Annotated in this window: 20 protein-coding genes; 9 read left to right on the top strand and 11 right to left on the bottom strand. The window is 63.0% G+C overall.

Going from position 1 to position 22178, the window contains the following annotated elements; translation table 11 throughout:
- Window positions 1-28 precede the first annotated feature (28 nt).
- The 5 genes from BM216_RS19240 (at window position 29) to leuA (ending at window position 6764) form a co-directional block, all read left to right on the top strand.
- Complete coding sequence (locus tag BM216_RS19240) at window positions 29-712, top strand: winged helix-turn-helix transcriptional regulator (RefSeq protein ID WP_093000825.1); 684 nt, start codon at window positions 29-31, stop codon at window positions 710-712.
- Between the two features lie 124 nt (window positions 713-836).
- Window positions 837-1706, top strand: a complete 870-nt coding sequence (locus BM216_RS19235; protein ID WP_093000824.1) for a class I SAM-dependent methyltransferase — start codon at window positions 837-839, stop codon at window positions 1704-1706.
- A gap of 211 nt (window positions 1707-1917) precedes the next feature.
- Window positions 1918-3357: an endo-1,3-1,4-beta-glycanase EglC gene (locus BM216_RS19230; protein ID WP_093000823.1), complete on the top strand. Its 1440-nt coding sequence runs from the start codon at window positions 1918-1920 to the stop codon at window positions 3355-3357.
- 147 nt (window positions 3358-3504) lie between these two features.
- Window positions 3505-4704 carry a benzoate/H(+) symporter BenE family transporter gene (locus BM216_RS19225; protein WP_280141691.1) on the top strand — a complete coding sequence of 400 codons (1200 nt, stop codon included), beginning with the start codon at window positions 3505-3507 and terminating at the stop codon, window positions 4702-4704.
- 347 nt (window positions 4705-5051) lie between these two features.
- Entirely contained in the window at window positions 5052-6764 is a 1713-nt protein-coding gene (gene leuA / locus BM216_RS19220; protein ID WP_093000821.1) for a 2-isopropylmalate synthase, read from the top strand.
- A 90-nt stretch (window positions 6765-6854) separates the two neighbouring features.
- Here leuA and BM216_RS19215 read toward each other — a convergent pair whose 3' ends face one another.
- From BM216_RS19215 to BM216_RS19205, 3 genes are all read right to left on the bottom strand, one after another.
- Window positions 6855-7706, bottom strand: a complete 852-nt coding sequence (locus BM216_RS19215; protein WP_093000820.1) for an anti-sigma factor family protein — start codon at window positions 7704-7706, stop codon at window positions 6855-6857.
- Window positions 7703-8185: an RNA polymerase sigma factor gene (locus BM216_RS19210; RefSeq protein WP_093001002.1), complete on the bottom strand. Its 483-nt coding sequence runs from the start codon at window positions 8183-8185 to the stop codon at window positions 7703-7705. Before BM216_RS19210 ends, BM216_RS19215 begins: the two co-directional genes overlap by 4 nt.
- 93 nt (window positions 8186-8278) lie before the next feature.
- Complete coding sequence (locus BM216_RS19205) at window positions 8279-9238, bottom strand: metallophosphoesterase family protein (RefSeq protein WP_093001001.1); 960 nt, start codon at window positions 9236-9238, stop codon at window positions 8279-8281.
- Between the two features lie 65 nt (window positions 9239-9303).
- On the opposite strand from BM216_RS19205, the gene BM216_RS19200 reads away from it, so the two are divergent.
- Window positions 9304-9792 carry an NUDIX domain-containing protein gene (locus tag BM216_RS19200; RefSeq protein ID WP_093000819.1) on the top strand — a complete coding sequence of 163 codons (489 nt, stop codon included), beginning with the start codon at window positions 9304-9306 and terminating at the stop codon, window positions 9790-9792.
- Window positions 9793-9796: 4 nt separating this feature from the next.
- Here the strand turns inward: BM216_RS19200 and BM216_RS19195 are convergent, their stop codons facing one another.
- Both BM216_RS19195 and BM216_RS19190 read right to left on the bottom strand, forming a co-directional pair.
- Window positions 9797-10174 carry a SecDF P1 head subdomain-containing protein gene (locus tag BM216_RS19195; RefSeq protein WP_093000818.1) on the bottom strand — a complete coding sequence of 126 codons (378 nt, stop codon included), beginning with the start codon at window positions 10172-10174 and terminating at the stop codon, window positions 9797-9799.
- Window positions 10175-10192: 18 nt separating this feature from the next.
- Window positions 10193-11179, bottom strand: coding sequence for a glutathione S-transferase family protein (locus BM216_RS19190; RefSeq protein ID WP_093000817.1), 987 nt, complete (start codon window positions 11177-11179; stop codon window positions 10193-10195).
- 261 nt (window positions 11180-11440) lie between these two features.
- Between BM216_RS19190 and BM216_RS19185 the strand changes: the two genes are divergently transcribed.
- Together BM216_RS19185 and BM216_RS19180 are read left to right on the top strand one after the other, a co-directional pair.
- Window positions 11441-11971: a GNAT family N-acetyltransferase gene (locus BM216_RS19185; protein ID WP_093000816.1), complete on the top strand. Its 531-nt coding sequence runs from the start codon at window positions 11441-11443 to the stop codon at window positions 11969-11971.
- A gap of 68 nt (window positions 11972-12039) precedes the next feature.
- Entirely contained in the window at window positions 12040-13353 is a 1314-nt protein-coding gene (locus BM216_RS19180) for an MFS transporter (RefSeq protein ID WP_093000815.1), read from the top strand.
- Window positions 13354-13394: 41 nt separating this feature from the next.
- On the opposite strand, the gene BM216_RS19175 is transcribed toward BM216_RS19180, so the two are convergent.
- Entirely contained in the window at window positions 13395-14372 is a 978-nt protein-coding gene (locus tag BM216_RS19175) for an MBL fold metallo-hydrolase (RefSeq protein WP_093000814.1), read from the bottom strand.
- 92 nt (window positions 14373-14464) lie between these two features.
- Here BM216_RS19175 and BM216_RS19170 point away from each other — a divergent pair, with 92 nt between their 5' ends.
- The gene (locus BM216_RS19170) at window positions 14465-15445 is read left to right on the top strand and encodes a LysR family transcriptional regulator (RefSeq protein WP_093001000.1); all 981 of its coding nucleotides are present in this window, start codon (window positions 14465-14467) and stop codon (window positions 15443-15445) included.
- Between the two features lie 3 nt (window positions 15446-15448).
- Here the strand turns inward: BM216_RS19170 and BM216_RS19165 are convergent, their stop codons facing one another.
- The 5 genes from BM216_RS19165 to BM216_RS19145 are packed head-to-tail and all read right to left on the bottom strand — an operon-like array spanning window position 15449 to window position 22154.
- Complete coding sequence (locus tag BM216_RS19165; protein ID WP_093000813.1) at window positions 15449-15868, bottom strand: GNAT family N-acetyltransferase; 420 nt, start codon at window positions 15866-15868, stop codon at window positions 15449-15451.
- A 32-nt stretch (window positions 15869-15900) separates the two neighbouring features.
- Window positions 15901-16317: a GNAT family N-acetyltransferase gene (locus tag BM216_RS19160; RefSeq protein ID WP_093000812.1), complete on the bottom strand. Its 417-nt coding sequence runs from the start codon at window positions 16315-16317 to the stop codon at window positions 15901-15903.
- A 3-nt stretch (window positions 16318-16320) separates the two neighbouring features.
- Complete coding sequence (locus BM216_RS19155) at window positions 16321-18387, bottom strand: hypothetical protein (protein WP_093000811.1); 2067 nt, start codon at window positions 18385-18387, stop codon at window positions 16321-16323.
- 12 nt (window positions 18388-18399) lie between these two features.
- Window positions 18400-21240, bottom strand: coding sequence for a DUF4159 domain-containing protein (locus BM216_RS19150; RefSeq protein ID WP_093000810.1), 2841 nt, complete (start codon window positions 21238-21240; stop codon window positions 18400-18402).
- A complete protein-coding gene (locus BM216_RS19145) occupies window positions 21237-22154 on the bottom strand; it encodes a DUF58 domain-containing protein (RefSeq protein ID WP_093000809.1) in 918 nt (305 codons plus the stop codon). The genes BM216_RS19150 and BM216_RS19145 overlap by 4 nt, the downstream gene beginning before the upstream one ends.
- Window positions 22155-22178 lie beyond the last annotated feature (24 nt).

The raw sequence follows: 22178 nt of genomic DNA, 5'->3' as shown, positions 1-22178 counted from the left end.
GCATAATTTACCGGACGGAGGCGCAGTCATGCAGGGTGAAGGCTACAATCAGTTCTGCCCGATCGCCAAGGCTTGCGAGCTTATCGAGCCGCGGTGGACCTTGCTGCTGCTCTCAGAGATGTGGTCAGGATCGACCCATTTCAACGAGATCAGGCGTGGCGTGCCGGGAATGTCGCCGACGCTCATGTCGAAGCGGCTGAAGCAGCTGGAAGAGAACGGTCTGGTCATCCGCTCCATCAACGGGCGGACGGGCGAGATCACCTACGTGCCAACCGATATTGCCAACGAGCTTGCGCCGATCGTCAGGGAACTCGGCCGCTGGGCGCATCGCAATGTCGATGCCGAAGTGACGCTCGAACATCTCGATGCGCGTCTGCTGATGTGGAACATGCGCCGCAAGGTTGATGCCACCGGACTGCCGAAGCGGAAGCGCAGCGTCATCGAATTCAGCTATCCGGAACTGCCGCGCGAGGAGCGCAATTACTGGATCGTCAGCAAGCCAGGAGAGCCCGTCGATCTCTGCCTGATAGACCCCGGATATGACGTCGACCTCTGTATCACCGCCCAGCTCAAGGCCATGACTGCCGCCTGGATGGGGCTGTCCGGGCTGAAGGCGGAGATCGATCGCGGCACGATCTCACTGGTCGGTGACCCCGAAATTGCGGCGCGGATCGATGCATGGATGGTGCGCAGCTCGTTTGCGGGCTGCTGACCGGTCCAGTTTCTGTAGCGGGTCCGCTACACTTCCTGCACTGGAGCGGTCGAGCTCCTTTCCTGCATTTTCTCCTTCGTTGCCCGAAATCAAGCGGGCCGATCATTCGAGTGGAGGGATTACAATGCAGAACACCAATCTCAACCCATCCTCTGGCAATCCAGCACCACCTTCGCAGCCGGTGCTTTCCGGCGGTGTGGATCTTTCTGCCGTCAAGACACGGCAGCAGGGCGCCTGGGCGTCCGGAAATTACGCGGTGGTCGGTACGACGCTGCAGATCGTCGGCGAGCGGCTGTGCGAGGCGCTTGACCTGCGGGCCGGCCAGACGGTGCTCGATGTCGCCGCCGGAAACGGCAATGCAACGCTCGCGGCTGCGCGGCGCTGGTGCAGGGTGACGTCGACGGACTATGTGCCGGCCCTGCTGGAGCAGGGTAGACGTCGTGCTGAGGCGGAAGGGCTCGCCGTCGATTTCCAGGTGGCGGATGCCGAGGCCTTGCCGTTCGGCGATCAGGAATTCGATGTCGTTGTTTCCACCTTCGGCGTTATGTTCACGCCGGACCAGGAAAAGGCGGCGGCGGAAATGCTCAGGGTCTGCAAAAGCGGCGGTCGCATCGGCATGGCGAACTGGACGCCCGACAGTTTCATCGGGCAGTTGTTCAAGACGATCGGTCGTCATGTTCCGCCGCCGGCCGGTTTGCAGCCGCCGTCCTTGTGGGGCACGCCGGGGCGTCTGGAGGATCTTTTCGAGCCGGCAGCGGATTTGGCGATCGAGGTCCAGGCTTTCGTGTTCCGGTATCGCTCGCCCGAGCACTGGGTCGAGGTTTTCCGCAACTGGTACGGGCCGGTTCACAAGGCGTTCGGTGCCCTGGCGCCGGAGAAGCAGGCCGATCTCGAAAGGGAATTGCTGGTGCTGATCGCGCGTTTCAATCACGCGAAGGATGGCACGATGGTGGTTCCGAGCGAATACCTCGAGGTGGTCGCCACCAAGCGCTGAGCCGCCACTCCCTGCGGGTGAATGCCGCAATGAGGCCCGTCTCATTGCGGCACGGCGGCCGGTCATCGTTTCAGCCCGACTTAACCCCGAAGACGAATTAGGTGTATCAAAATCGGATTATGTCTCGGTTTGTTGCATTGTCGCCCCATTCCGACCGCATGTTCCCGCCGGGAGAAAATCGGGAGGAGACCACGCAACAGGAGCGATTTCGATGACGAATTCCATTTTGAATGCGTTAGGCCAACCCCTTTATTATAGCGGTGCATCAACGGCTTGGCTCTCGGCAACGGGGTCCGGGGCGACACTGAACGGTACCGCCGGGAATGATTCCATTTGGGGTGACGGCAGCGTCAACGTCACCATGGCCGGCGGAACCGGCGACGATATCTACTACCTTTATTCCAGCATCAACCGTGCAGTGGAGGCACCCGGGGCAGGGGTCGACACGATCGATACGTGGATGAGCTACACGCTGCCGGAAAATTTCGAGAATCTCAGGGTGACCGGTGACGGTCGCTTTGCCTTCGGCAATTCCACCGACAATATCATCACCGGCGGAGCCGGCAGCCAGACCATCGACGGCGGAGCGGGTAACGACGTTCTGATCGGCGGCGGCGGTGCCGACACCTTCGTCTTCACCAGTGGAAACGGCACGGATCTGATCCGCGATTTCGGGGCCGACGACTCGATCCGCCTGAACGGATACGGCGCCACGACCTTCGATCAGCTGATCAGCGACTCGACCCAGAAGGGCGACGACCTCTGGCTCAATTTCGATAACGGCGAGAGCATCGTTCTCGCCAATACGACCAAGGACGATCTGAGCGCCGAGCAGTTCGACCTGAACCTCGATCGCTCCAATCTCACCCAGACATTCAATGACGATTTCAACTCGCTCTCGCTCTATGACGGCGAAAGCGGCACATGGGAGGCGAAATACTGGTGGGCACCGGACAAGGGGGCATCACTTCATACCAATGGCGAGTACCAGTGGTACGTCAATCCGGCATATGGCCCGACCGCCTCTGCCAACCCTTTCTCGGTAACCGATGGCGTGTTGACGATCAGGGCGGAACAGACGCCCGACGAATTGTCATCTCATGTTGAAAACTACGATTACACGTCGGGCATGCTGACGACGCATGCAAGCTTTGCCCAGACCTACGGCTATTTCGAAATCCGCGCCGATATGCCGGACGATCAGGGCGCGTGGCCTGCCTTCTGGCTGCTGCCGGAAGACGGAAGCTGGCCACCGGAGCTGGACGTGATCGAAATGCGCGGACAGAACCCGAATTCGCTGATCCTGTCGGCGCATTCGAACGAGACGGGCAAGCAAACCTCGGTCATCCAGGATGTCAGCGTGGCGAGCACGGAGGGCTTCCACACCTACGGCCTTCTCTGGGATGAAGAGCATATCACCTGGTATTTCGACGACGTCGCCGTTGCGCAGACGGACACGCCTTCGGACATGCATGACCCGATGTACATGATCGTCAACCTTGCGATCGGCGGCATGGCGGGCGCACCGTCCGACGGCCTGCCCAACGGCTCGGAGCTGAAGGTGGACTATATCCGTGCCTACTCGCTGGATGACATGCAGCAGGCGAACGCAAGTTCGGCAGCCCATGCCCATGACGGAATGCTTTCCTAAATAGCACCGGGATCACGCGGCCTTTGTGGTCGCGTGATCTCTTCACCACATGGATGAGCGGGAGACGCGAACCGGCGAACGCTTTCGGCTTTCCCCGGCTTGCAAGACTTCGCCGGGTTTGATCTGACGAACGGACAAGTTCGCGCAATCTGTCCCGAGTCATCCATGCTCAAAGACTTTTCCCCCTCCGCCCTGACCATGGGGCTGCTGACGGCCTTCGTCGGCTTCATCAGTTCCTTTGCCGTCATCCTGCAGGGATTGCAGGCGATGGGGGCGACGGGTGCGGAACAGGCGAGCGCGCTTCTGGCACTTTCTCTCGCGCAGGCCGTACTGGCTATCTACTTCTCGCTGCGGCTGCGCATGCCGATCATGATGGCGTGGTCGACGCCCGGTGGTGCGCTGCTGGCCGCGACCGGCATGATCGAGGGTGGCTTTCCGGCGGCTGTCGGCGCCTTCGTCATCTGCGGCGTGCTGATCACCCTGTCGGGACTGTTTCGGCCGCTCGGCCGGGCGATCCGGCTGATCCCGACCGCGCTCGCCAATGCCATGCTGGCCGGCATCCTTCTCGGGCTCTGCCTCGCGCCGGTCAAAGCGGTCGCCTTCGATGCCGCCCTCGGCCTGCCGATCGTACTGGCCTGGATGGTGGTTGTCTCGAGATGGCGGCTGTGGGCCGTGCCTGCAGCACTCGCCGCATTCGTGCTGGTGCTGATTTTCGGTGTCGACCTGCCGGATGATGCCTTTGCCCGGATCGGTGCTGCGATCCATCCGGACCTGATCCCCGTCATGCCGGTCTTCACCTGGCATGGTGTCGTCTCGGTCGCGCTGCCGTTGTTCATCGTCACCATGGCCTCGCAGAACATTCCGGGCATCGCCATCCTCAAGGCGCATCACTACGAGCCGGAGCCTGGGCCGCTGTTTGCCTCGACCGGCGTGTTCTCCACCATCTGCGCCTTCTTCGGCGCCCTGCCGGTCAACATGGCGGCGATTACGGCGGCGATGTGCGCCAGCGAAGACGCCCATCCCGATCCCGCGAGACGCTATTGGGCGGCGGTCGTCGGCGGTGCGGCCTATATCGTGCTCGGCCTGATCGCCGGCGGCATTATCGCCTTCGTCTCGATGGCGCCGCCGATTCTCCTGCAGGCCGTCGCCGGCCTCGGTCTCATCGGCGCGTTTTCGAATGCGGCCTTTGCAGCATGGCGCGATCCTGAAACACGCGAAGCGGCCGTGATCACCTTCCTCGTCACCGCTTCCGGCGCCACTTTTGCCGGGATTTCCGGTGCTTTCTGGGGCCTCGTTGCAGGTGGCGTGATGATGGTGCTTTCGCGCGTGATGCGCAAAAAGGCCTGAGGCAAACCGTACCGGAAGCGCGAAAGCGGTTCTTGCCTGATCCGCCCGGTGCGGTTATACATCCGCCCATGACCATGACAGGCGCGATCATGTCCGACCGTTTTGCCGCCCGCAGCATCGCTGCCGGGGCGCCGGTTTTCGCGCCTCTCTCGCTTCTTAGCCTCGACCTTACACTCGGTTGCCGGGTCCGTTGAGGAGCGCCCGGCGGCCGACAAAGCCCGCCGGCGTAAGAGCTCCTCGCAAGAATTTCTATTAAAAGCTGAGATTAGCCCGACAGGGGCGCCATCCGTTCGTTACAGGCCGCGCTTAAGACGCGAAGCCCCGGATGGCTTGACGAGGACGAAGACATGGACAGCAAGATTTCCGTTGCAAACAAGGGCATGACCGACGCTGCGGTGAAATACCGGGCCTATCCCACCATCAACATTCCCGACCGCACCTGGCCGTCGAAGGTGATCGAGAAGGCGCCGATCTGGTGTTCGGTCGATCTGCGCGACGGCAACCAGTCGCTGGTCAACCCGATGGGCCATGACCGCAAGGCCCGCATGTTCAAGCTGCTGCTCGACATGGGCTTCAAGGAGATCGAGATCGGCTTCCCCTCCGCCTCACAGACGGACTTCGATTTCGCCCGCTGGTGCGTGGAGGAGGGCGGCGTGCCGGAGGACGTATCGCTGCAGGTTCTGGTGCAGTGCCGGCCGGAACTGATTACCCGGACCTTCGAATCGCTGGAAGGCGCATACAAGCCGATCATCCATTTCTACAACTCGACATCCGAGCTGCAGCGCCGCGTGGTGTTCGGCAAGGATGTGCATGGCATCAAGCAGATTGCCGTGGATGCCGCCAAGATGATCACCGACATGGCGGCCAAGGCCGGCGGCGGCTACCGGTTCGAATATTCACCGGAAAGCTTCACCGGCACCGAGCTGGATGTGGCGCTGGAAATCTGCAACGCCGTCATCGCCGAGATCAAGCCGACCGCCGACAACAAGCTGATCCTCAACTTGCCGTCGACCGTCGAGATGGCGACGCCGAACATCTATGCCGACCAGATCGAATGGATGTGCCGCAATATCGACAATCGTGAGAACGTCATCATCTCCGTCCATCCGCACAATGACCGCGGCACAGGCATTGCCGCGACCGAGCTGGCGCTGATGGCGGGTGCCGACCGCGTCGAAGGCACGCTGTTCGGCAATGGCGAACGCACCGGTAATGTCGACGTCGTGACCCTGGCGCTCAACATGTACACACAGGGCGTCGACCCGGAACTGGACTGCTCCGACATCGAGCGGATCAAGGAAGTCTACGAATATTCCAACGAGATGGTCATTCCCGAGCGCCATCCATATGTCGGTGAGCTGGTTTACACCGCGTTTTCCGGCTCGCATCAGGACGCGATCAACAAGGGGATGAAGGCGATCAAGTTCGCCAACCATCCTGTATGGGAAGTGCCTTACCTGCCGATCGATCCGCGCGATGTCGGCCGGTCCTACGAGGCGATCATCCGCATCAACTCGCAGTCGGGCAAGGGCGGCATCGCCTATATCCTGCAGCAGGATTACGGCCTGAACCTGCCGCGCAACCTGCAGGTGGAGTTCCGCGAGGATATCCAGCGGATCACCGACGAAGAAGGCAAGGAAGTCGGTTCCAAGCGCATCTACGAGCGCTTCATGGAGCGCTATGTCGAGCAGCCCGGCGCGCGACTGAAATTTGTCGATCACCACACCTATCCCTCCGAGCCTAACCACAAGGGCGTTCGCGTCGTTGCTGCCGAGATTACCGACGGCGGCGAGACGAAGCGGATCGAAGGCAAGGGTACGGGGCCGATCGACGGTTTCATCAATGCGCTGTCGACCTATCTCGGCATCGAGCTGTCGGTGAACGACTATTCCGAACACTCGCTGCAGCACGGCTCGAATGCCTCGGCAATCGCCTATGTCGAGATGGAACATCCGGGCGGAAAACTGTTCGGTGCGGGGGTGAACAAGAACATCGTCACCGCCTCGCTGGAAGCGATCGTGTCTGCCGCGAACCGGGTTCTGGAAGAACGCAGCCGCTAAGTCTTCGGAACGTTCAAACAGAAAAGCCGCATCAACATCCGATGCGGCTTTTCTCGTTCTCGGGCCAGGTTGGCCGAATGAATTCCGACGTCAGATGAGACCGGCCGCCTTGGCGGCAATCTCGTCGAGATCCGCGGCGGAGGAGGGGCCGACCACCACGTAGGTGGCCATGGGTGTGCTCCAGGAAACGAGGCCGGTATCGATGCGGATGTCTTCGGCCGGCTTGCTGGTTTCCGGGCGCACCTTGGAAAATGTCAGCGCGATGATGTCGTTGCCGACATCGGCATCCGCACGGCGGTAGAACAGGATGCCGGTGGGCGTGTTGTCGGCTGCGATCATGCGGGCGCCAAGGAAGGTCAGGCCGCTCTCGTTCAAGTCCGGAATGCGGAACGTCACGCCGGTGCCGGTGGTCAGCCATTGCAGGATATCGGCTGGCCGGTCGGCGCCGATCTCAACCATGCGGTTGTCCTGCCTCGTATAAAGCCGGTATTGGGCAACGATATCGTCGAACCAGTCACGCGTTGCCGCTGTGCTGCTCTGCACCAATTGCGGCGAGGTGACGCCGAGCGGCTGCGTGCCGATCATGTAGCCGATGCCGCCACCGAGGATGAGCGTCGCGAGACAGGCGGCCAGTGTCTGGGGACCGGAAGGCTTGAAGGCCATCGGGCGGGGAGCCGAGGGAAGGCGTACCGCCTTGCGCGGCAGCGGCGCATTCTTGATGCCGCGCACCAGATCGAGCGGAACGGGTTCCTTCAGCATGTCGTCGAACAGGCGGCGGCCGACATCGCCACCACGCTTCAGCCCGTCATGCAGGATTCGCGCTTCGGGATCGTTGACGAGCAGCGCCTCTATATCCTGCCTCTCGGTGTCGGAGACCTGGCCGTCGACAAAGGAAGAAAGACGCTTTTCCAGCGCGGAAGGCTCGACATTGGCCACGGTCATGCGCGGCGCTCCATTGGCTCCGGGGGCAGCGACGAGAGATGCAGTCGCGCGGCGCAGAGGCGGGAGGCGAAAAGTTCGGCCGAGATGCCGAGGATGGATGCCGCCTCGGCATAGTCGAAATGCTCGACATCTGCGAGCAGAAGCGTGCCGGCAAAGCCTTCCGGAAGACAGAGGAGCGTTCTGGTGGCCGGGCCATGGGCGTCTGCAGATTGCGATGCGCCGATCTCTGCAGGACCGAGGTTTCCGCGTTTTTTCGTCTCGTCGCTCCAGGCGGTGCGGATCAGGCTGAAAAGCCAGCTCTCGATCCGACCCTTGCCCTTCCAGTGATGGCTCTTCTGGATCGCCCGTGCGCAGACATCCTGGACCAGGGCGTCTGCCGTCAAGGCATCGCCGGTCACCGCCAGCGCAAAGCGTCTGAGGCGCGGCAGCAGGGCCACGAGATCACGGCGGATGTCATTGGGAATGGCGGATGCGTTCATGTATGCGCTGGAGGCCTCTTCGCCATTCATCGATCAGTCGAGTGCATGACCCTAGCTATGAATCGATTGTGACGATTATGCAACAAGCTTCTCTTAAACTTGTAGTGTTCGGGCCACTTCCTCCACCGGGATTTGTTCCGGCATGTGGCCATAGAACAGTCGGCTCTCGTCAAGCTGCACGTGATCGCCGCCTTCGGTGAGCGCATAACGCTCGCAAAGCAGGTTCCAGGCGCCTGGCTCTCCCGACAATGTAAAGAGATTATAGGCCGCGCGCGGCTTGTGGCCGCCAGGACCCTGGGAGGCCGATGCAATACCGATGACGGGCACCGGTTCTGCATGGGTCTTCAACTGATAGACCGTGTTCAGATGGGTGTGGCCATGCAGGACCAGTTCGGCACCGCCGGTCGAGATCGCTGCGGCAAAGCGCCGGATGCCGATCATGCGCTTGTGGGATGCGGCCGCGCCATGGATCGGCGGATGATGGATGAGGACGACGCGGAAAAGGCCTTCTTCACCGGCCTTTCTCAGGAGATTAACTGTCTCGCGCGCCTGTCTGGGGCTGTAGAAGCCGGATGCCGAGAAGGGCGGCGTGGCATTGGACGTGGAGCAGCCGATGATCGCCAGCGGTCCGCGGCGGCGCAGGGTCGGGAAGATATGGTCTTCCTCGGACCAGTGCTGGGAATCATCGTCGCTGGCGATATAGGGATACCAGGCTTCGACCGATTTATCGTGGGCGCCGGGCACATAGGCGTCGTGATTGCCGGGCACGACCGTCATCGTCTCGGGTGTGCCGATCGTATCCAGCCATTCCCGCGCCAGCCGCGTCTCGATCTTCGTCGCCAAATTGACCAGATCGCCGGTGATGACAAGCTGGTCGGGATGGCGGCTCCTCAGGTCGCTGAGGAGAAGGTCGAGGGTATTGACGAAGAGGTGCTTGCGCCGGTTGCGGTGCCAGTTCACGAAGCCGGTGATGCGCTTGGACATCAGCTCGCGAAGCGTAAGCCTCGGGAGAGGCCCGAGATGGATATCGGAAATATGGGCGAATTTGAACATGGCCCAGACATAACGCACGAAATGCAAATTCGTTATGAAATTTACGCGAGCGAGCCGGAGGCAAGATGAGCGGCGCTGGAATACCTGAAATCGGCAGCTGGCGTACCCGCGTTGTCGTGTGGCTCATGCATCGCGTCTTCTATCTCACGCGCGGCATGACCGTTGGTGTGCGGGCTGCTTGTTTCGATGCGAAGGGCCGCGTCTTTCTGGTCCAGCATACCTATGTTCCCGGCTGGTACATGCCGGGCGGCGGCATGGAGCGGGGCGAGACGGCACTCGGAGCGCTGTACAAGGAGCTGCGGGAAGAGGGCAACCTTGTCGTCAGGGGCGAGCCGAAGCTCTTTCACGTCTACCACAACCGCAACGCCAGCAAGCGCGACCATGTGCTCTTCTATCGGGTCGAGGTGGAGCAGACAGCGCCGCGCCTGCCCAATATGGAGATCGCCGAGAGCGGATTTTTTTCCCTGGACGCCCTGCCGGATGGCGTAACCGACGCAACGCTCCGGCGGCTACGGGAGTTGACTGGAGAGGCTGAACGGTCGGATTACTGGTAGCCTATTACTCGGCGTCTTCGATGGTCAAATTGCCGTCGCCGAGAATCTGTTCAGCGATTGCCGTTGCCTGGGGCGCGTTGAGTTCCAGGCTGGTCCCCAGCTGCATCGTGCCACCTGAGAGCGGGGTCTGTATAACGGGGGATGCCATCACCCTGCCGTCCAAACGAATGATCACAGTCTTTTTCACGTTATTGAATGTGAACCGGGCAAACTGCTCCGCGCTGGCGGGTGTCAGTTGAACGTGAACCACGTGCCGGCCGTCATAACCGAGTGCTGCACGAGCATGTTCTGCTTCAAGGTGCAGCGTTTCCGCCTTCGATGCCGAAGCTAGCAGCAGCAGCAGGCAGATGCCGGCCGGAATCACTTTAAGAATTCTGCGCATCTTCAACGTTTCCGCATGCTAGCTATCGCTCAACCCCTCGCGCCCATGCGCGGCATTCAGGTCAAGTGCCGGGCCGACCGGGACGATGCCGGTGGGATTGATGGTCTTATGGCTCTCGTAATAGTGGTGCTTGATGTGGAACAGATTGCAGGTCTCGGCCACGCCGGGCTGCTGGTAGAGATCGCGCAGATAGCCGGACAGGTTGGGATAGTCGGCGATGCGGCGGATGTTGCACTTGAAGTGACCGACATAGACCGGATCGAAGCGCAGCAGCGTGGTGAACAGCCGCCAGTCTGCCTCGGTAAGCTGATCGCCGAAGAGATAGCGGCTGGTCTCAAGCCGCTGGTTCAGCATGTCGAGCGTTTCGAACAGGGCTCTGACGGCCTCTTCATAGGCTTCCTGCGTTGTCGCGAAGCCTGACTTGTAGACGCCGTTGTTGACCCGGTCGTAGACGATGGCGTTCAGGTCGTCGATTTCGCTCCGCAGGTCGGCGGGATAGAGATCCAGTTCGGATCCCGTCAGTTCGTCGAAGGCGCTGTTCATCATCCGGATGATCTCGGCGCTCTCATTGGAGACGATCGTGTTCTGCTGCTTGTCCCACAGGACCGGCACCGTCACGCGCCCCGAGTAGCCGGAATCGGCCTTGAGATAGACCTGATAGAGATAGTCCGAGCCGAACAGGTCGTCGCCGGTAGCGCCCTCGCGCTTTTTGAACTCCCATCCGTTCTCCAGCATCAGGTAGTCGACCACGGAAACGGAGATCAGGTCCTCCAGCTTCTTCAGCTTGCGGAATATCAGCGTGCGGTGCGCCCAGGGGCAGGCGAGGGACACGTAGAGATGATAACGCCCGGCTTCAGCCTCGAAGCCGGCCTTTCCCGTCGGGCCTGCGGAACCATCGGGCGTGATCCAGTTGCGGAACTGCGATTCCGTCCGCTTGAAATGTCCCTTGGTCGCCTTGGTATCGTACCAGACGTCCTGCCACTTGCCTTCGACGAGCATGCCCATGGCGCTCTCCTCTTCTGTGTCGCTGCATAGATACGGCACTCGCCGCAGATGGCGAGCCGCGATTTTGCGAACGGTGCGTTTTTGCGTTGGACGGGCAAGGGAAATGCTGCTAGTTCGCATCTCACACTTTTTTTGGAATACATGATTTCATGACCGAAGCACGGACACTGCGACGACGCTGAAGATCGACCAAGACGCCACGAGAGGCGTCATCGATTACGCTTGTCCTGTCCGCTCCCTTATCTACGGCTTCGGTTCATCATGTCCCTGCACCTTCTCAGCACCCAGTCGCTCGCAAAGCACGATCTCGTCTATCTCACCGAGGACGCATCCCATGATGACGTCATCGAACTGATCAACGAAGAGGCCTTCGGCCCCGGCCGCCACGTCAGGGCGGCCGCCCGCATCCGCGAGCAGGGACCGCATGACCGGTCGCTCTCCTTCGTCTGTACCGATGACGGGGAGACGATCGCTTCCGTGCGGATGACGCCGGTTCTCGCAGGCTCGGTGAAGGGCCACATGCTCGGGCCGCTCGCGGTCCGGCCTTCGCACAAGAACCGCGGCATCGGCCGGGAACTGGTGCGAATCGCGATCGAGGCAGCAAGGCGCAAGGGGTCCGAAGGCGTGATCCTGATCGGCGACCCGCCCTATTACATGCCGCTCGGTTTCGAGAAGGTCGCCTATGACGCTTTGAAGTTCCCCGGTCCGGTCGATCCGGCGCGGGTTCTGGTCGTGCCGCTGGCGGAGGGCGTGCATGACGGCCTGAAGGGCGTCATTGGCTGGCGCGAATAAATTAAATCGATTATGCCTAGCCTTGGCTGGTGGCGAAAGCCGAACTGAACTCAGGGGTGAGGGCGGGCATGAAATATATCACTGTCGACGAAGCGCTGGATCGTGCCGGCGCCGGACGCTATCAGCGTCGGCTGATCGGCATTTTCGGCCTCGTCTGGGCCGCCGATGCGATGCAGGTCCTGGCGGTCGGTTTTACCGCTGCATCGATCGCGACGACCTTCGGGCTGACGATCCCGCAGGCCCTGCAGACCGGAACGGTTTTTTTCCTGGGCATGCTGATCGGTGCCGTCGGCTTCGGGCGACTGGCTGATCGGATCGGCCGCCGCTCGGTGCTGATCATCACTGTCTCCTGCGACGCGCTGTTCGGGACGCTGTCGATCTTTGCGCCCGACTTCACCATCCTCCTGATCCTCAGGCTGTTTACCGGCATGGCGGTCGGCGGCACTCTGCCGGTCGACTATGCGATGATGTCGGAATTCCTTCCGGCGAAGAACCGTGGCCGCTGGCTGGTGGCGCTGGAAGGTTTCTGGGCGATCGGCACGCTGATCGTCGCGCTCACGGCCTGGATTGCAAACATTGCCGGTATCACCGATGCATGGCGGGTCATCTTCGCAATCACGGCGCTGCCGGCAATCATTGGTATCGGCATGCGTGTCCTCATTCCCGAATCGCCGATCTATCTGCTGCGCACGGGCAAGAAGCATGAGGCGCGCGAAGTGGTGAACCGCATCGTTGCGGTCAATACCGGCAAGGAGCTCGCACTTTCGGAAGAACTGGCTCTGCCGCCGGCGGAACCGCGCGTCGGAATATTCGCACCGGCGCTGCGCCGGACGAGCGTGATCATCCTTGCCGTCTGGTTCCTCGTATCCGTTTCCTATTACGGGATCTTCACCTGGATGCCGGCGCGGCTCGCCAGCGACGGTTTCGGTTTCGTCCGCGGCTATGGCTTCCTTGTGCTGGTCGCGCTGGCCCAGCTGCCGGGATATGCGCTTGCCGCCTACGGGGTGGAAAAATGGGGTCGCAAGCCGACGCTGACGGGCTTCTGCCTGCTCTCGGCAATCGGCTGCCTGCTCTTCGTCCTGGCATCGGGTCCGGTCGTGATCGGCGCGTCGCTGCTGCTCATGAGCTTCGCTCTGCTCGGCACCTGGGGGGCTCTTTATGCCTATACGCCGGAACTCTACCCGACGACGTCCCGTGCGACCGGCATGGGGGCAGCAGGCGCCATGGCGCGGCTTGGCGGGCTGATCGCCCCGTCGGCCATGGTCTATATCGTTGCCCATGGCTTTGCCCTGACGATCGGCATCTTCGCCGCACTGCTTTTGGTTGCGGCGATCGCCTCGCTGATGATCCGTGTCGAGACGAGGGACGCTTCGCTGTCGTGAAGAGGCTCGGGCGCGGCCGGTAAACCGCGCCCGGATATCAATCAATAATTGGCGCTGTAGAGCAGCGGTACCCAGTCGTAATTCGTATCGTCGCGGCGAACGTGGCCGATGCCCGGGAAGGCGTGATGGGCGCCGGCGACGAGATATTTCCGGTCGGCCGCTTCGGCAAAGGCGATCGCGCGTGTCGCGGCCGCCCGCTTCTGGTCGACGTCGAATTCGACGGTCACGTCCGGCCGATCATATTGCAGGACGTCGCCATGGACGATGTCGCCCCAGAAGACGATCTTCTCGCCCCTGCTCTCGACTACGATCGCGCTGTGTCCCGGCGTATGGCCCGGCCGGAGGATTGAAGCGAAGCCCGGGATCGGAGCATCGTTGTCGGCAAAGGTCTCGAACTTTCCGGCTTCTCTGTACGGCCCGATATTCTTGCCCGCCTGGACGATCTGCGGACCCAGTCCGGCATCTGCCTTGGCCTTTTCGTCGGCCTGCAGCCAGAACTGCGCTTCTCGTTCGTTGACATGCAGGACGGCGTTCCCGAACACGCGCTCACCGTTTGCGGTCGTCAGGCCGCCGGAATGGTCGGCATGGATGTGGGTGAGGATGACGTCGTCGATCTCGTCGGTCTTGTATCCGGCGGCCTCGATATTGGCGACGATCCTGCCGAGCGACGGTCCCATCACATTGCCGGTGCCGGCATCGATCAGCACCAGCCGGTCGCCGGTATTGACCAGGAAGGCGTTGACCGAGGTCTCGGTCGGGTTCTTCTGGAAATAGCCGGCCAGATAGGCTTCGGCATCCTTTTCCTCGATGCCTTCATAGATCTTCGCCATGGGCATCGCCACGGTGCCGTCCGACAGCGCCGTGACTTCGTAATCGCCGAGCTTCAGGCGATAGAAGCCGGCTGCCTGGTGACCGATGATCGGTGCCTTGGCAAGGACGGCGGAGGGCAGGGCGGCAGCGGCGCCGGCGGCGAGCGTGATGCCGGCTGTGGATTTGAGGAGGGCGCGACGTGTCTGCATGAAAGGCTCCAGGTGTGAATTGAACTGCGGTCTTGAACTGACCTGGAGAGCACGTATGTATCGGCATATCAGCAAACAAATCGATGCGGCTCATGACAACTATCGATCATTTCAATCTGCGCTCCTTTGACCTCAATCTGCTCGTCGCCTTCGATGCGCTGATGGCTGAGGGCAGTGTCACCAAGGCGGCAAAGCGGCTGAAGATCCAGCAGCCGGCCATGAGCCATTCGCTCTCGACGCTTCGCGTGCTGCTGCAGGACGAGCTGTTCATCCGTGTCGGCCAGGTGATGCAGCCGACCGCCAAGGCACGCAGTCTGGCCGTGCCGGTGCGCAAGGCCCTGCGGCAGGCGCAGCTGGCGCTGACGGGCGGCGACGCTTTCGATCCCGCGACCGAAGAGCGGACGTTCCGCATTGCCATGTCGCCGGAAATCGAGATGCTGCTTCTGCCCGACCTAACGACGCGGCTTCGCCGCATGGCGCCGGGCATCAAGGTGCTGGCACGGGTGTTTTCCTATGACGCGGCCGAGCCGTCGCTGGAGGACGGCAATGTCGACCTTGCGGTCGGATGCACATTCGTGCGGACGAGCCGCCGCCTGTCGGAGACGCTTTATGACGTCGAGGTGGCGTGCTGCTTCAATCCCGCGATGCTGGATCTGCCGAACCCGATCGGGCTAGATACCTATCTCGCCGCCCAGCATGCGGTGATTTCCCAGAACGAAAGCCTGCAGGGCTGCATCAAGGAGGCGCTGGATCTTGCGGGTATCGAGCTCGACGTGGTGACGGCGGCGCCGGGTTTCATGCCCGTGCTGGCGGCCGCGCAGGTGAGCCCGGTTCTCGCGACGGTGCCGAAGCGGATCGCCGAGCGATATGCGTCGTTGCTCGGGCTCGAGGTGAGCCCGGTTCCGGTTCCCTTGGCGCTGCCGCCGATCAACATGGTCTGGGCCGCCCATGCGGACAGTGATCCCGCCAATGCCTGGATGCGCCAGCAGATCCGTGACAGCCTTGCCTGCACCGGCGTCGCGGGCGAGAAAAAGGTCTGCGCGCCCGCGGTCACAGAACTGGAAATCGCCTGAGGATCATAAGCGCTTGGCGAGCCATGTCACGACATGGCCGTCGGCAAGCGCGTCGAGCCTGCCGATCTCGGCATAGCCAAGCTTGAGATAGAGTTTCAGCACGGACGGGTTCATCGTATCGATATAGGCGCCGATGCAGCCGCGCTTGCGGGCTTCCTGCTCTGCCATGTCCAGCATGCGCGAGCCGAGCCCCTGGCCGCGCAGTTCCTCCGGGATGTAGAGCATCGAGACATAGAGCCAGCCGCGACCGGTATAACCGACAAGGCCGCCGCGGATTTCGCTGCCGTCTCCGTAAAGCGGGATCGTCAGTTCGCGACGATCGCTTTCACCGAAGGTGGTGACATTGAACGCCTTCAGCTTCTGCAGGATGAGATGTTCTTCCTCGGGCGCGACGCCCTCGGTGACGCTCAACTCGAAATCCATTCGCTCCTCCTGAAAGAGCGCGCATGGATAAACTAAAGCTTCTTTCTGAGAAAGGTGCGGGTGCGATCGCCGACGAAGGCGGGCAGTTCGCCGAAGATCTCGTAGCCCTGGCGCTGATAGGCCTTCAGCGCGAGCGGATTGAACGTGTCGATCCAGGCACCGCCGCAGCCGCGCCCGCGGGCTTCATTCTCCGCCGCATCGAGGAGTTTCGCCGCCATGCCCTGGCCGCGAAGCTGTTCGGGGATGAACAGAAGCTGGGTGAAGAGCCAGCCCCAGGACGTATAGCCCGACAGGCCGCCGATCACGTCTCCACCGTCATCGCGGATCAGCACGGCCAGTGGGATACGGTCGGCGGGGCCGACCTCGGCCTCGTTATAGGCGGTGAGGCCCTTGAGGATTACATCCAGGTGCTCGCCCGAGGGTGAAGCCGTCAGCTCTATCGTGGCCACGGATCAGCGACCTTCGCGCCACCACATGGCGGCGACGGCGAAGAGCAGAGCCGAAAGGCCCGCAAAGCCGGCGAACAGCGGCAGGCTGTTGATGCCGCGCAGGACGGATTCATCGGTCATGCGGACGATCATGCGGTTCGGATCGCTGATGCGCACCTCGCCGCGTACCGGCAGGATGTCGGGCAGAGTAATGCCGGCGCCATCGGCAACGCGGGTCACGAGGCCACGGGTTTCGTCGGCATACGGCTTCAGCGTTTCTTCCGTCGAGATCATCGCCTTGAATTCCGGCGCATCCACCGCGCCGACATGGACGAGCGTGGTGAAATCGCCGTTCGAGACCTGGAAGAGGCCGACCTCATCCATGCGCCGTTCGAAACGATACTGGCCGGGGCCGGCCTCCGCCATCGGGATCGTCTCGGTGCGGCCGGAGGGGAAACGGACGGTCGCGGGACCCGGATCGTCGCCGATCGTCTGGCGTGTCGCCTCCAGCGTGCGGCCGGAGGAGCGGGCGGTCAAAGCCTCTTCCTCGAGTTCCGGTTCCTTCATCAGCCAGTGGGCGATGCGGCGATAGAGGGCCACATGCGGGCCGCCGCCTTCGAAGCCGCGCGCCCAGAGCCAGCCCTGGTCGGAAAGCAGCATGGCGACGCGGCCTTCGCCCTGGCGGTTGAGCACCAGCAGCGGCCGGTTGCCGTCGCCTTCCATCACCGTCTGGCCCTGCGGCTGGTCGACATCGACCGTGCGGAACCAGCGGCCCCAGGCGGGCGGATTGGAGTTCGAGCCATCGAGGCCGCGGGTGACCGGATGCTTCTGACCCGCCTCGGAGAGATGCGGGTAGAAACCGGCATTGTGGATCTCACCGGTGGGCGAGGCGGGGAGAACCTGTTCGAGCGGCGTAAGCGCGATCGAATCCTCGCTTGCATGTTCAGGGCCGGCCGCGATCAGCAGCGCGCCGCCGTTCTGCACATATTGGGAGATGTAATCGTAATAGAGGATCGGCAGGACGCCGCGATGCTTGTAGCGGTCGAAGATGATCAGGTCGAAATCCTTGATCTTCTCGACGAAGAGTTCGCGGGTCGGGAAGGCGATCAGCGACAGTTCGTTGATCGGCGTGCCGTCCTGCTTTTCCGGCGGACGCAGAATGGTGAAATGGACGAGATCGACCGAGGCGTCGGATTTCAACAGATTGCGCCAGGCGCGCTCGCCTGCATGGGGCTCGCCGGAGACGAGCAGGACGCGCAGGTTCTGGCGGATGCCGTCGATTACGTGGACGGCGCGGTTGTTGGCGGTCGTCACTTCGCCCGGCAATTCGCCGACGGAAAATTCCATGACATTGTTGCCGGCGCGCGGCACGGTGAAGGGGAAGGGCGTGTCGGCGCCCGGCGTGGCGCGGAAGGTGGCCGTCTGCTCGCCGTTGACGCGCACCGTCACTTCGGCGGGTGCATTGTTGGAGCGGCCGTCATCTACCACGCGCAGGGTCAGTTCCTGTTCCTCGCCGACGATGCCGAAGCGCGGGGCGCGGACAACCTCGACGCGGCGGTCGAACTCGTCCGGCTGGCCGGTGATCAGGCCGTGGACGGGTGCATTGAAGCCTAGGTCCTGATTGGTGCCAGGCAGGTCATGGATCTGGCCGTCGGTGACGAAGACGGCGGCGCCGAGACGGGCGGGCGGAACGTCGGAGATCGCGGCACGGAGCGCGGTGTAGAGCCTCGTCGAGGGTGTGTCGCTGTCCGGGTCGTCATCGACCTCGACGATGCGGGTCTCGATGCGGGGATAACGGGAGAAACGGTCCCGGAGTTCGGCCAGCGCCTCATCCGTCTGGCGCTTGCGCTCCTCGGTCTGCTGGCTCTGCGAGCGGTCGACGATGACGGGCACGATGGTCGACAGCGGCTCGCGGTCCTCCTGCAGAAGCGTCGGGTTGGCGAGTGCCAGAAGCAGGGCGGCGAGCGCCAGCGTGCGCAGGCTCGCACCGCGGACGCTGCGCCAGAAGGCCATGGCGCAGAGAATGAGCGCAAAGGCGCCAAGGCCGATCAGCACAGGCCAGGGGAAGAAGGGCGCGAATTCGAGCGTCATCGTCTATCTCCCTTACTGGCCCAGCCGTTCGAGCAGGGCGGGGACGTGCACCTGGTCGGCCTTGTAGTTGCCGGTCAGCATGTACATCATGATGTTGACCCCGGCGCGGTAGGCATATTCGCGCTGCATGTCGTCCGGCGGAACTGTCGGCAGCACAGGTGCGCCCTGTGCGTCGACGGCCCAGGCGCCGGCCATGTCGTTGCCGGTGATCATGATTGGCGAGACGCCATCACCGCCGGAAGACACCTGATTGGCGCTGTTGCGTCCGTCCTGCCGGGCTTCGACCCAGAGCGGGCTGCCGGTATAGCGACCCGGGTAGTTGGTCAGCAGGTAGAACGAGCGGGCGAGGACATGGTTTTCCGGCACGGGCTCCAATGGCGGAATGTCGATATTGGCAAGGATTTCCTGCAGCCGTTCACCATTCGCCGAGGTGCCGCCGTCCAACGAGGAAACCTGGTCTCGGGTATCGAACAGTACGGTGCCGCCGTTGCGCATATAGGCGTCGATGCGGGAGATCGCAGCCTGAGAGGGCATCGGCGCATTGGCGGAAATCGGCCAGTAGATGATCGGGTAGAAGGAAAGTTCGTCCTTGGTGATGTCGAGGCCGACCGGAGCGCCTGGTTCCAGCGTCGTGCGGTAGGTGAGGAACTGGGAGAGGCCGTCCAGCCCCTGTTCCGAGATGCGGTCCACGTCCGATTCACCCGTGACGACGTAGGCGAGGTGGGTCGTGTCGAGATGTTCGAGGATCTGCTCGTCACCGGCCTTGGCGCCGCTGCCCTCCGGCATTTCCTGGGCGGAAACAGGGTTCGGCTGAAGAGCGAAGAGGCCGAAGGCAAGCGCGGCTATGGCTGCAGCTGCAGCACCGGAGCGGGCGCGCGGCCCTTTTGGTCGGCGGGAAAAGGCACCGTTCATGAAGAGCACGATCAGGCTGTCGAGGATGAGCATGGCAAAGGCTGCGGCAAACAGGGAAGGACGCAGCGATACGGCCTCGCCACCGGCCAGCCCCTCGCGCACGACGGGGCGGCCGATCGCGGCGGGATCGAAGGCGGCGAGCACGGTTCCGGGCGGCAGCAGGTTGACTGCGGAGAAGCCATCTTCGGTGCCGTAGAGGCCGGGCGGATGATCGAAATTGGCGGATGGCGTCTGGCCGGCGGCGATGGTGATCGGGCGGGCACCGCCGGTTTCCGTCGTCAGCAGGCCGTCAGCGGTCAGCAGACGATAGGGCGGCAGGGTGGCTGCCGCAGCATCCGAGCCCGATGACGAGGTCGTCGCACCGCCGGCGCGGGCGAGCTGGACCACGCGGCGCAGCATCTCGACGAAATTGCCCGACAGCGGCAGGTTGGACCAGGTTGCCTCGGCGCTCGTGTGGAAGAGGACGAGACGTCCTGCCTCCACTTCGCGCGTCGTCACGAGCGGCGTGCCGTCGGCAAGGCTCGCCCAGGTGCGCTCGGCAAGATCCGGCGTCGGTTCGGCCAGGACCTGGCGGGTGACGGTGATGTCGGTCGCGCGCGGCATGCCGGCGAAGGGGCCGAATTTCGGGAAATCGGCCAGCACCTGCGGCTCCGACCAGGACATGGCGCCGCCGAGCGCACGTTCGCCCTGGCGCAATCTTACCGGCACCAGCGGATCATCGGCCGGGGCGGCAGCGAGCCGCGGACCGGCAAAGCGGATCAGCGTGCCGCCACGGGAAATCCATTGCTGCAGCGGCTGATAGGTTTCGGCCGGCAGACGGCCGACGTCGGCCATGATGATGGCGGATGGGTTGCTTTCCAGGATCTGCGGGATCGAGACCGCAAGGTCGGCCGTATTCGGCTGGATCACGTCTGCATAGGGCGAAAGCGCGCGGCTGATATAATAGAGCGGCTGGAGCAGCGGCTGAAAATCGCTGCCGCTTTCGCCGGCGATCAGCGCGATGCGACGGCGCTTGAAACCGTCGTCGAGCAGATGGGTGGCCCCGGCCGTCGCAACGCCTTCGATGCTCAGGCGGGCAAAATCGTTGCGCAGCTCGAAGGGGGCGGTGATTTCCGCCGTCGCGGTTCCGGAGCCGGCGGCGAAATCCATCGTGCCGGCTGCGAGTGCGCGGCCCTGCTGATCCAGCGCATTGACGGTGATCTGTTGCGCAGCGCCGGTGTCGAGACGGGTTGCGGTCACGGCCAGCGAAGCTGAATTGTTGGTGGCGTCGGTCAGCGCGATCGATCCGCGACCATCGCCCTCATAGAGGCGGAATTCGGCGGGGGAGAGGCCGGCCAGGGTGGTCATTGCCTCCTCGTCACCGGTAGCGGCGATACCGTCCGAAATCATCGCGACGGTGCCGGGCTCATTGCCGTTCAGCGCCTCCTGAAGCGCGCGGGCGGCGCGCAGGCGATCGGGAACCAGGGGCCGCGTTTCTGCGGCGGCAAGCTTGTCGCGGGCGGCAGCGGCCGTGCCGGCAACCGGCTCGTTGGTCGCTTCGGCGGTGAAGATGACGGAGACCGGAACGTCGGAGCTCTCTGCCTCGTCTATCAGCATGTTGGCGGTTTCGATGCGGCGTTCCCAGTCGATGGCGCTCGACCAGCCGTTATCGATCACAAGCACCAGCGGACCGCCGGAATTCAGCGAGCTGGCACGCGGATTGAGAACCGGATCAGCGATCGCCAGGATGACGGCTGCGGCGAGCAGCATGCGCAGCAGCGTCAGCCACCAAGGGCTCTGCGCCGGCGTTTCCTCGCGCTTGAGAACGGTCGCAAGAATGCGCAGCGGCGGAAAGACTTCCGCCTGAGGCCGCGGCGGGGTCAACCGAAGCAGCCACCAGATGACCGGAAGCGAGAGAAGGCCGAAGAGGATGAACGGGTTGGCGAAGGCGAGAGCGCTCATGTGCGGGCTCCCGGAATGACGGCCGGCATGCCGGCAAGATAACCGTGGACGGCAACGAGCGCTTCCGACGCAAGATGGTCGGTCCGGTGGAAGACGAAACTCCAGCCAAGCCGGCGCAGGCCTTCGCCGAGCGCATCGCGGCGGGCGAGATAGGCGCGCTGGTAGTCGTCGCGGATCATTTCGGCGCGGCCGGCGGTCAGCTTTTCGCCGGTCTCGGGATCCGAGAATTCCGTGCGGCCGGCATAGGGGAAGGTTTCTTCGGCCGGATCGGAGACCTCGACCACATGGCCGCGCAGGCCACGCTTGCCGAGCGGCGAGATGCGGCTCATCACGGTATCGGCATCATCGAGAAAATCGCCGATCAGGACGATATCGCTCTGGCCGCGGATCATCGAGGTTTCCGGCAGGCCGGTCGTCAGCGGTGCGTGCATGATGGCGGTCGCGAGCCGTTCGGCGGCATTACGCGACGAGACCGGCTCCATGATGCCCGGACATCCGATGCGCTCGCCGGAGCGGGCGAGAATTTCGGCTAATGCCAGCATCAGTACCAGCGCGCGGCTTTCCTTCGAGACCATGGCGAGCGTAGACTTGTACATCATCGACGGCGACATGTCGGCCCAGAGCCAGATCGTGTGGGCCGCCTCCCATTCGCGGTCGCGGACATAGGTATGGTCGTCGCGGGCGGAGCGGCGCCAGTCGATGCGCGACAGGCTTTCGCCATCGGCATAGGGGCGGAACTGCCAGAAGTTTTCGCCCATGCCGCGCTTGCGCCGGCCATGCCAGCCGGCGATCACCGTGTTGGCGATGCGCTTTGCTTCCACCATGCAGTCGGGAACGAGCGCTGCGCGCGCCTGGGCGCGGGAGAGGACTTCGCTGCTGGATGTCTGCTCGACGATCTGGCCGATTGATGCCACGCACTGTCCTTTCAGAGGAGCGGG

The organism is Rhizobium sp. NFR07, from assembly GCF_900111905.1.
Classification (GTDB): Bacteria; Pseudomonadota; Alphaproteobacteria; order Rhizobiales; family Rhizobiaceae; genus Neorhizobium.
Note: the sequence above shows the minus strand (reverse complement) of the source record. Positions and strands in the feature narration are given on the sequence as shown.

Excerpts from the sequence above, each read along its gene's own strand:
- BM216_RS19215 (WP_093000820.1), bottom strand. The coding sequence starts at position 7,706 with ATGACCGTGGCCAATGTCGAGCCTTCCGCGCTGGAAAAGCGTCTTTCT.
- BM216_RS19165 (WP_093000813.1), bottom strand. The coding sequence starts at position 15,868 with ATGGATTTCGAGTTGAGCGTCACCGAGGGCGTCGCGCCCGAGGAAGAA.
- BM216_RS19190 (WP_093000817.1), bottom strand. The coding sequence starts at position 11,179 with ATGGGCATGCTCGTCGAAGGCAAGTGGCAGGACGTCTGGTACGATACC.
- leuA (WP_093000821.1), top strand. The coding sequence starts at position 5,052 with ATGGACAGCAAGATTTCCGTTGCAAACAAGGGCATGACCGACGCTGCG.
- BM216_RS19210 (WP_093001002.1), bottom strand. The coding sequence starts at position 8,185 with ATGAACGCATCCGCCATTCCCAATGACATCCGCCGTGATCTCGTGGCC.
- BM216_RS19155 (WP_093000811.1), bottom strand. The coding sequence starts at position 18,387 with ATGACGCTCGAATTCGCGCCCTTCTTCCCCTGGCCTGTGCTGATCGGC.
- BM216_RS19230 (WP_093000823.1), top strand. The coding sequence starts at position 1,918 with ATGACGAATTCCATTTTGAATGCGTTAGGCCAACCCCTTTATTATAGC.
- BM216_RS19240 (WP_093000825.1), top strand. The coding sequence starts at position 29 with ATGCAGGGTGAAGGCTACAATCAGTTCTGCCCGATCGCCAAGGCTTGC.
- BM216_RS19235 (WP_093000824.1), top strand. The coding sequence starts at position 837 with ATGCAGAACACCAATCTCAACCCATCCTCTGGCAATCCAGCACCACCT.
- BM216_RS19195 (WP_093000818.1), bottom strand. The coding sequence starts at position 10,174 with ATGCGCAGAATTCTTAAAGTGATTCCGGCCGGCATCTGCCTGCTGCTG.
- BM216_RS19200 (WP_093000819.1), top strand. The coding sequence starts at position 9,304 with ATGAGCGGCGCTGGAATACCTGAAATCGGCAGCTGGCGTACCCGCGTT.
- BM216_RS19185 (WP_093000816.1), top strand. The coding sequence starts at position 11,441 with ATGTCCCTGCACCTTCTCAGCACCCAGTCGCTCGCAAAGCACGATCTC.
- BM216_RS19205 (WP_093001001.1), bottom strand. The coding sequence starts at position 9,238 with ATGTTCAAATTCGCCCATATTTCCGATATCCATCTCGGGCCTCTCCCG.
- BM216_RS19170 (WP_093001000.1), top strand. The coding sequence starts at position 14,465 with ATGACAACTATCGATCATTTCAATCTGCGCTCCTTTGACCTCAATCTG.
- BM216_RS19150 (WP_093000810.1), bottom strand. The coding sequence starts at position 21,240 with ATGAGCGCTCTCGCCTTCGCCAACCCGTTCATCCTCTTCGGCCTTCTC.
- BM216_RS19175 (WP_093000814.1), bottom strand. The coding sequence starts at position 14,372 with ATGCAGACACGTCGCGCCCTCCTCAAATCCACAGCCGGCATCACGCTC.
- BM216_RS19180 (WP_093000815.1), top strand. The coding sequence starts at position 12,040 with ATGAAATATATCACTGTCGACGAAGCGCTGGATCGTGCCGGCGCCGGA.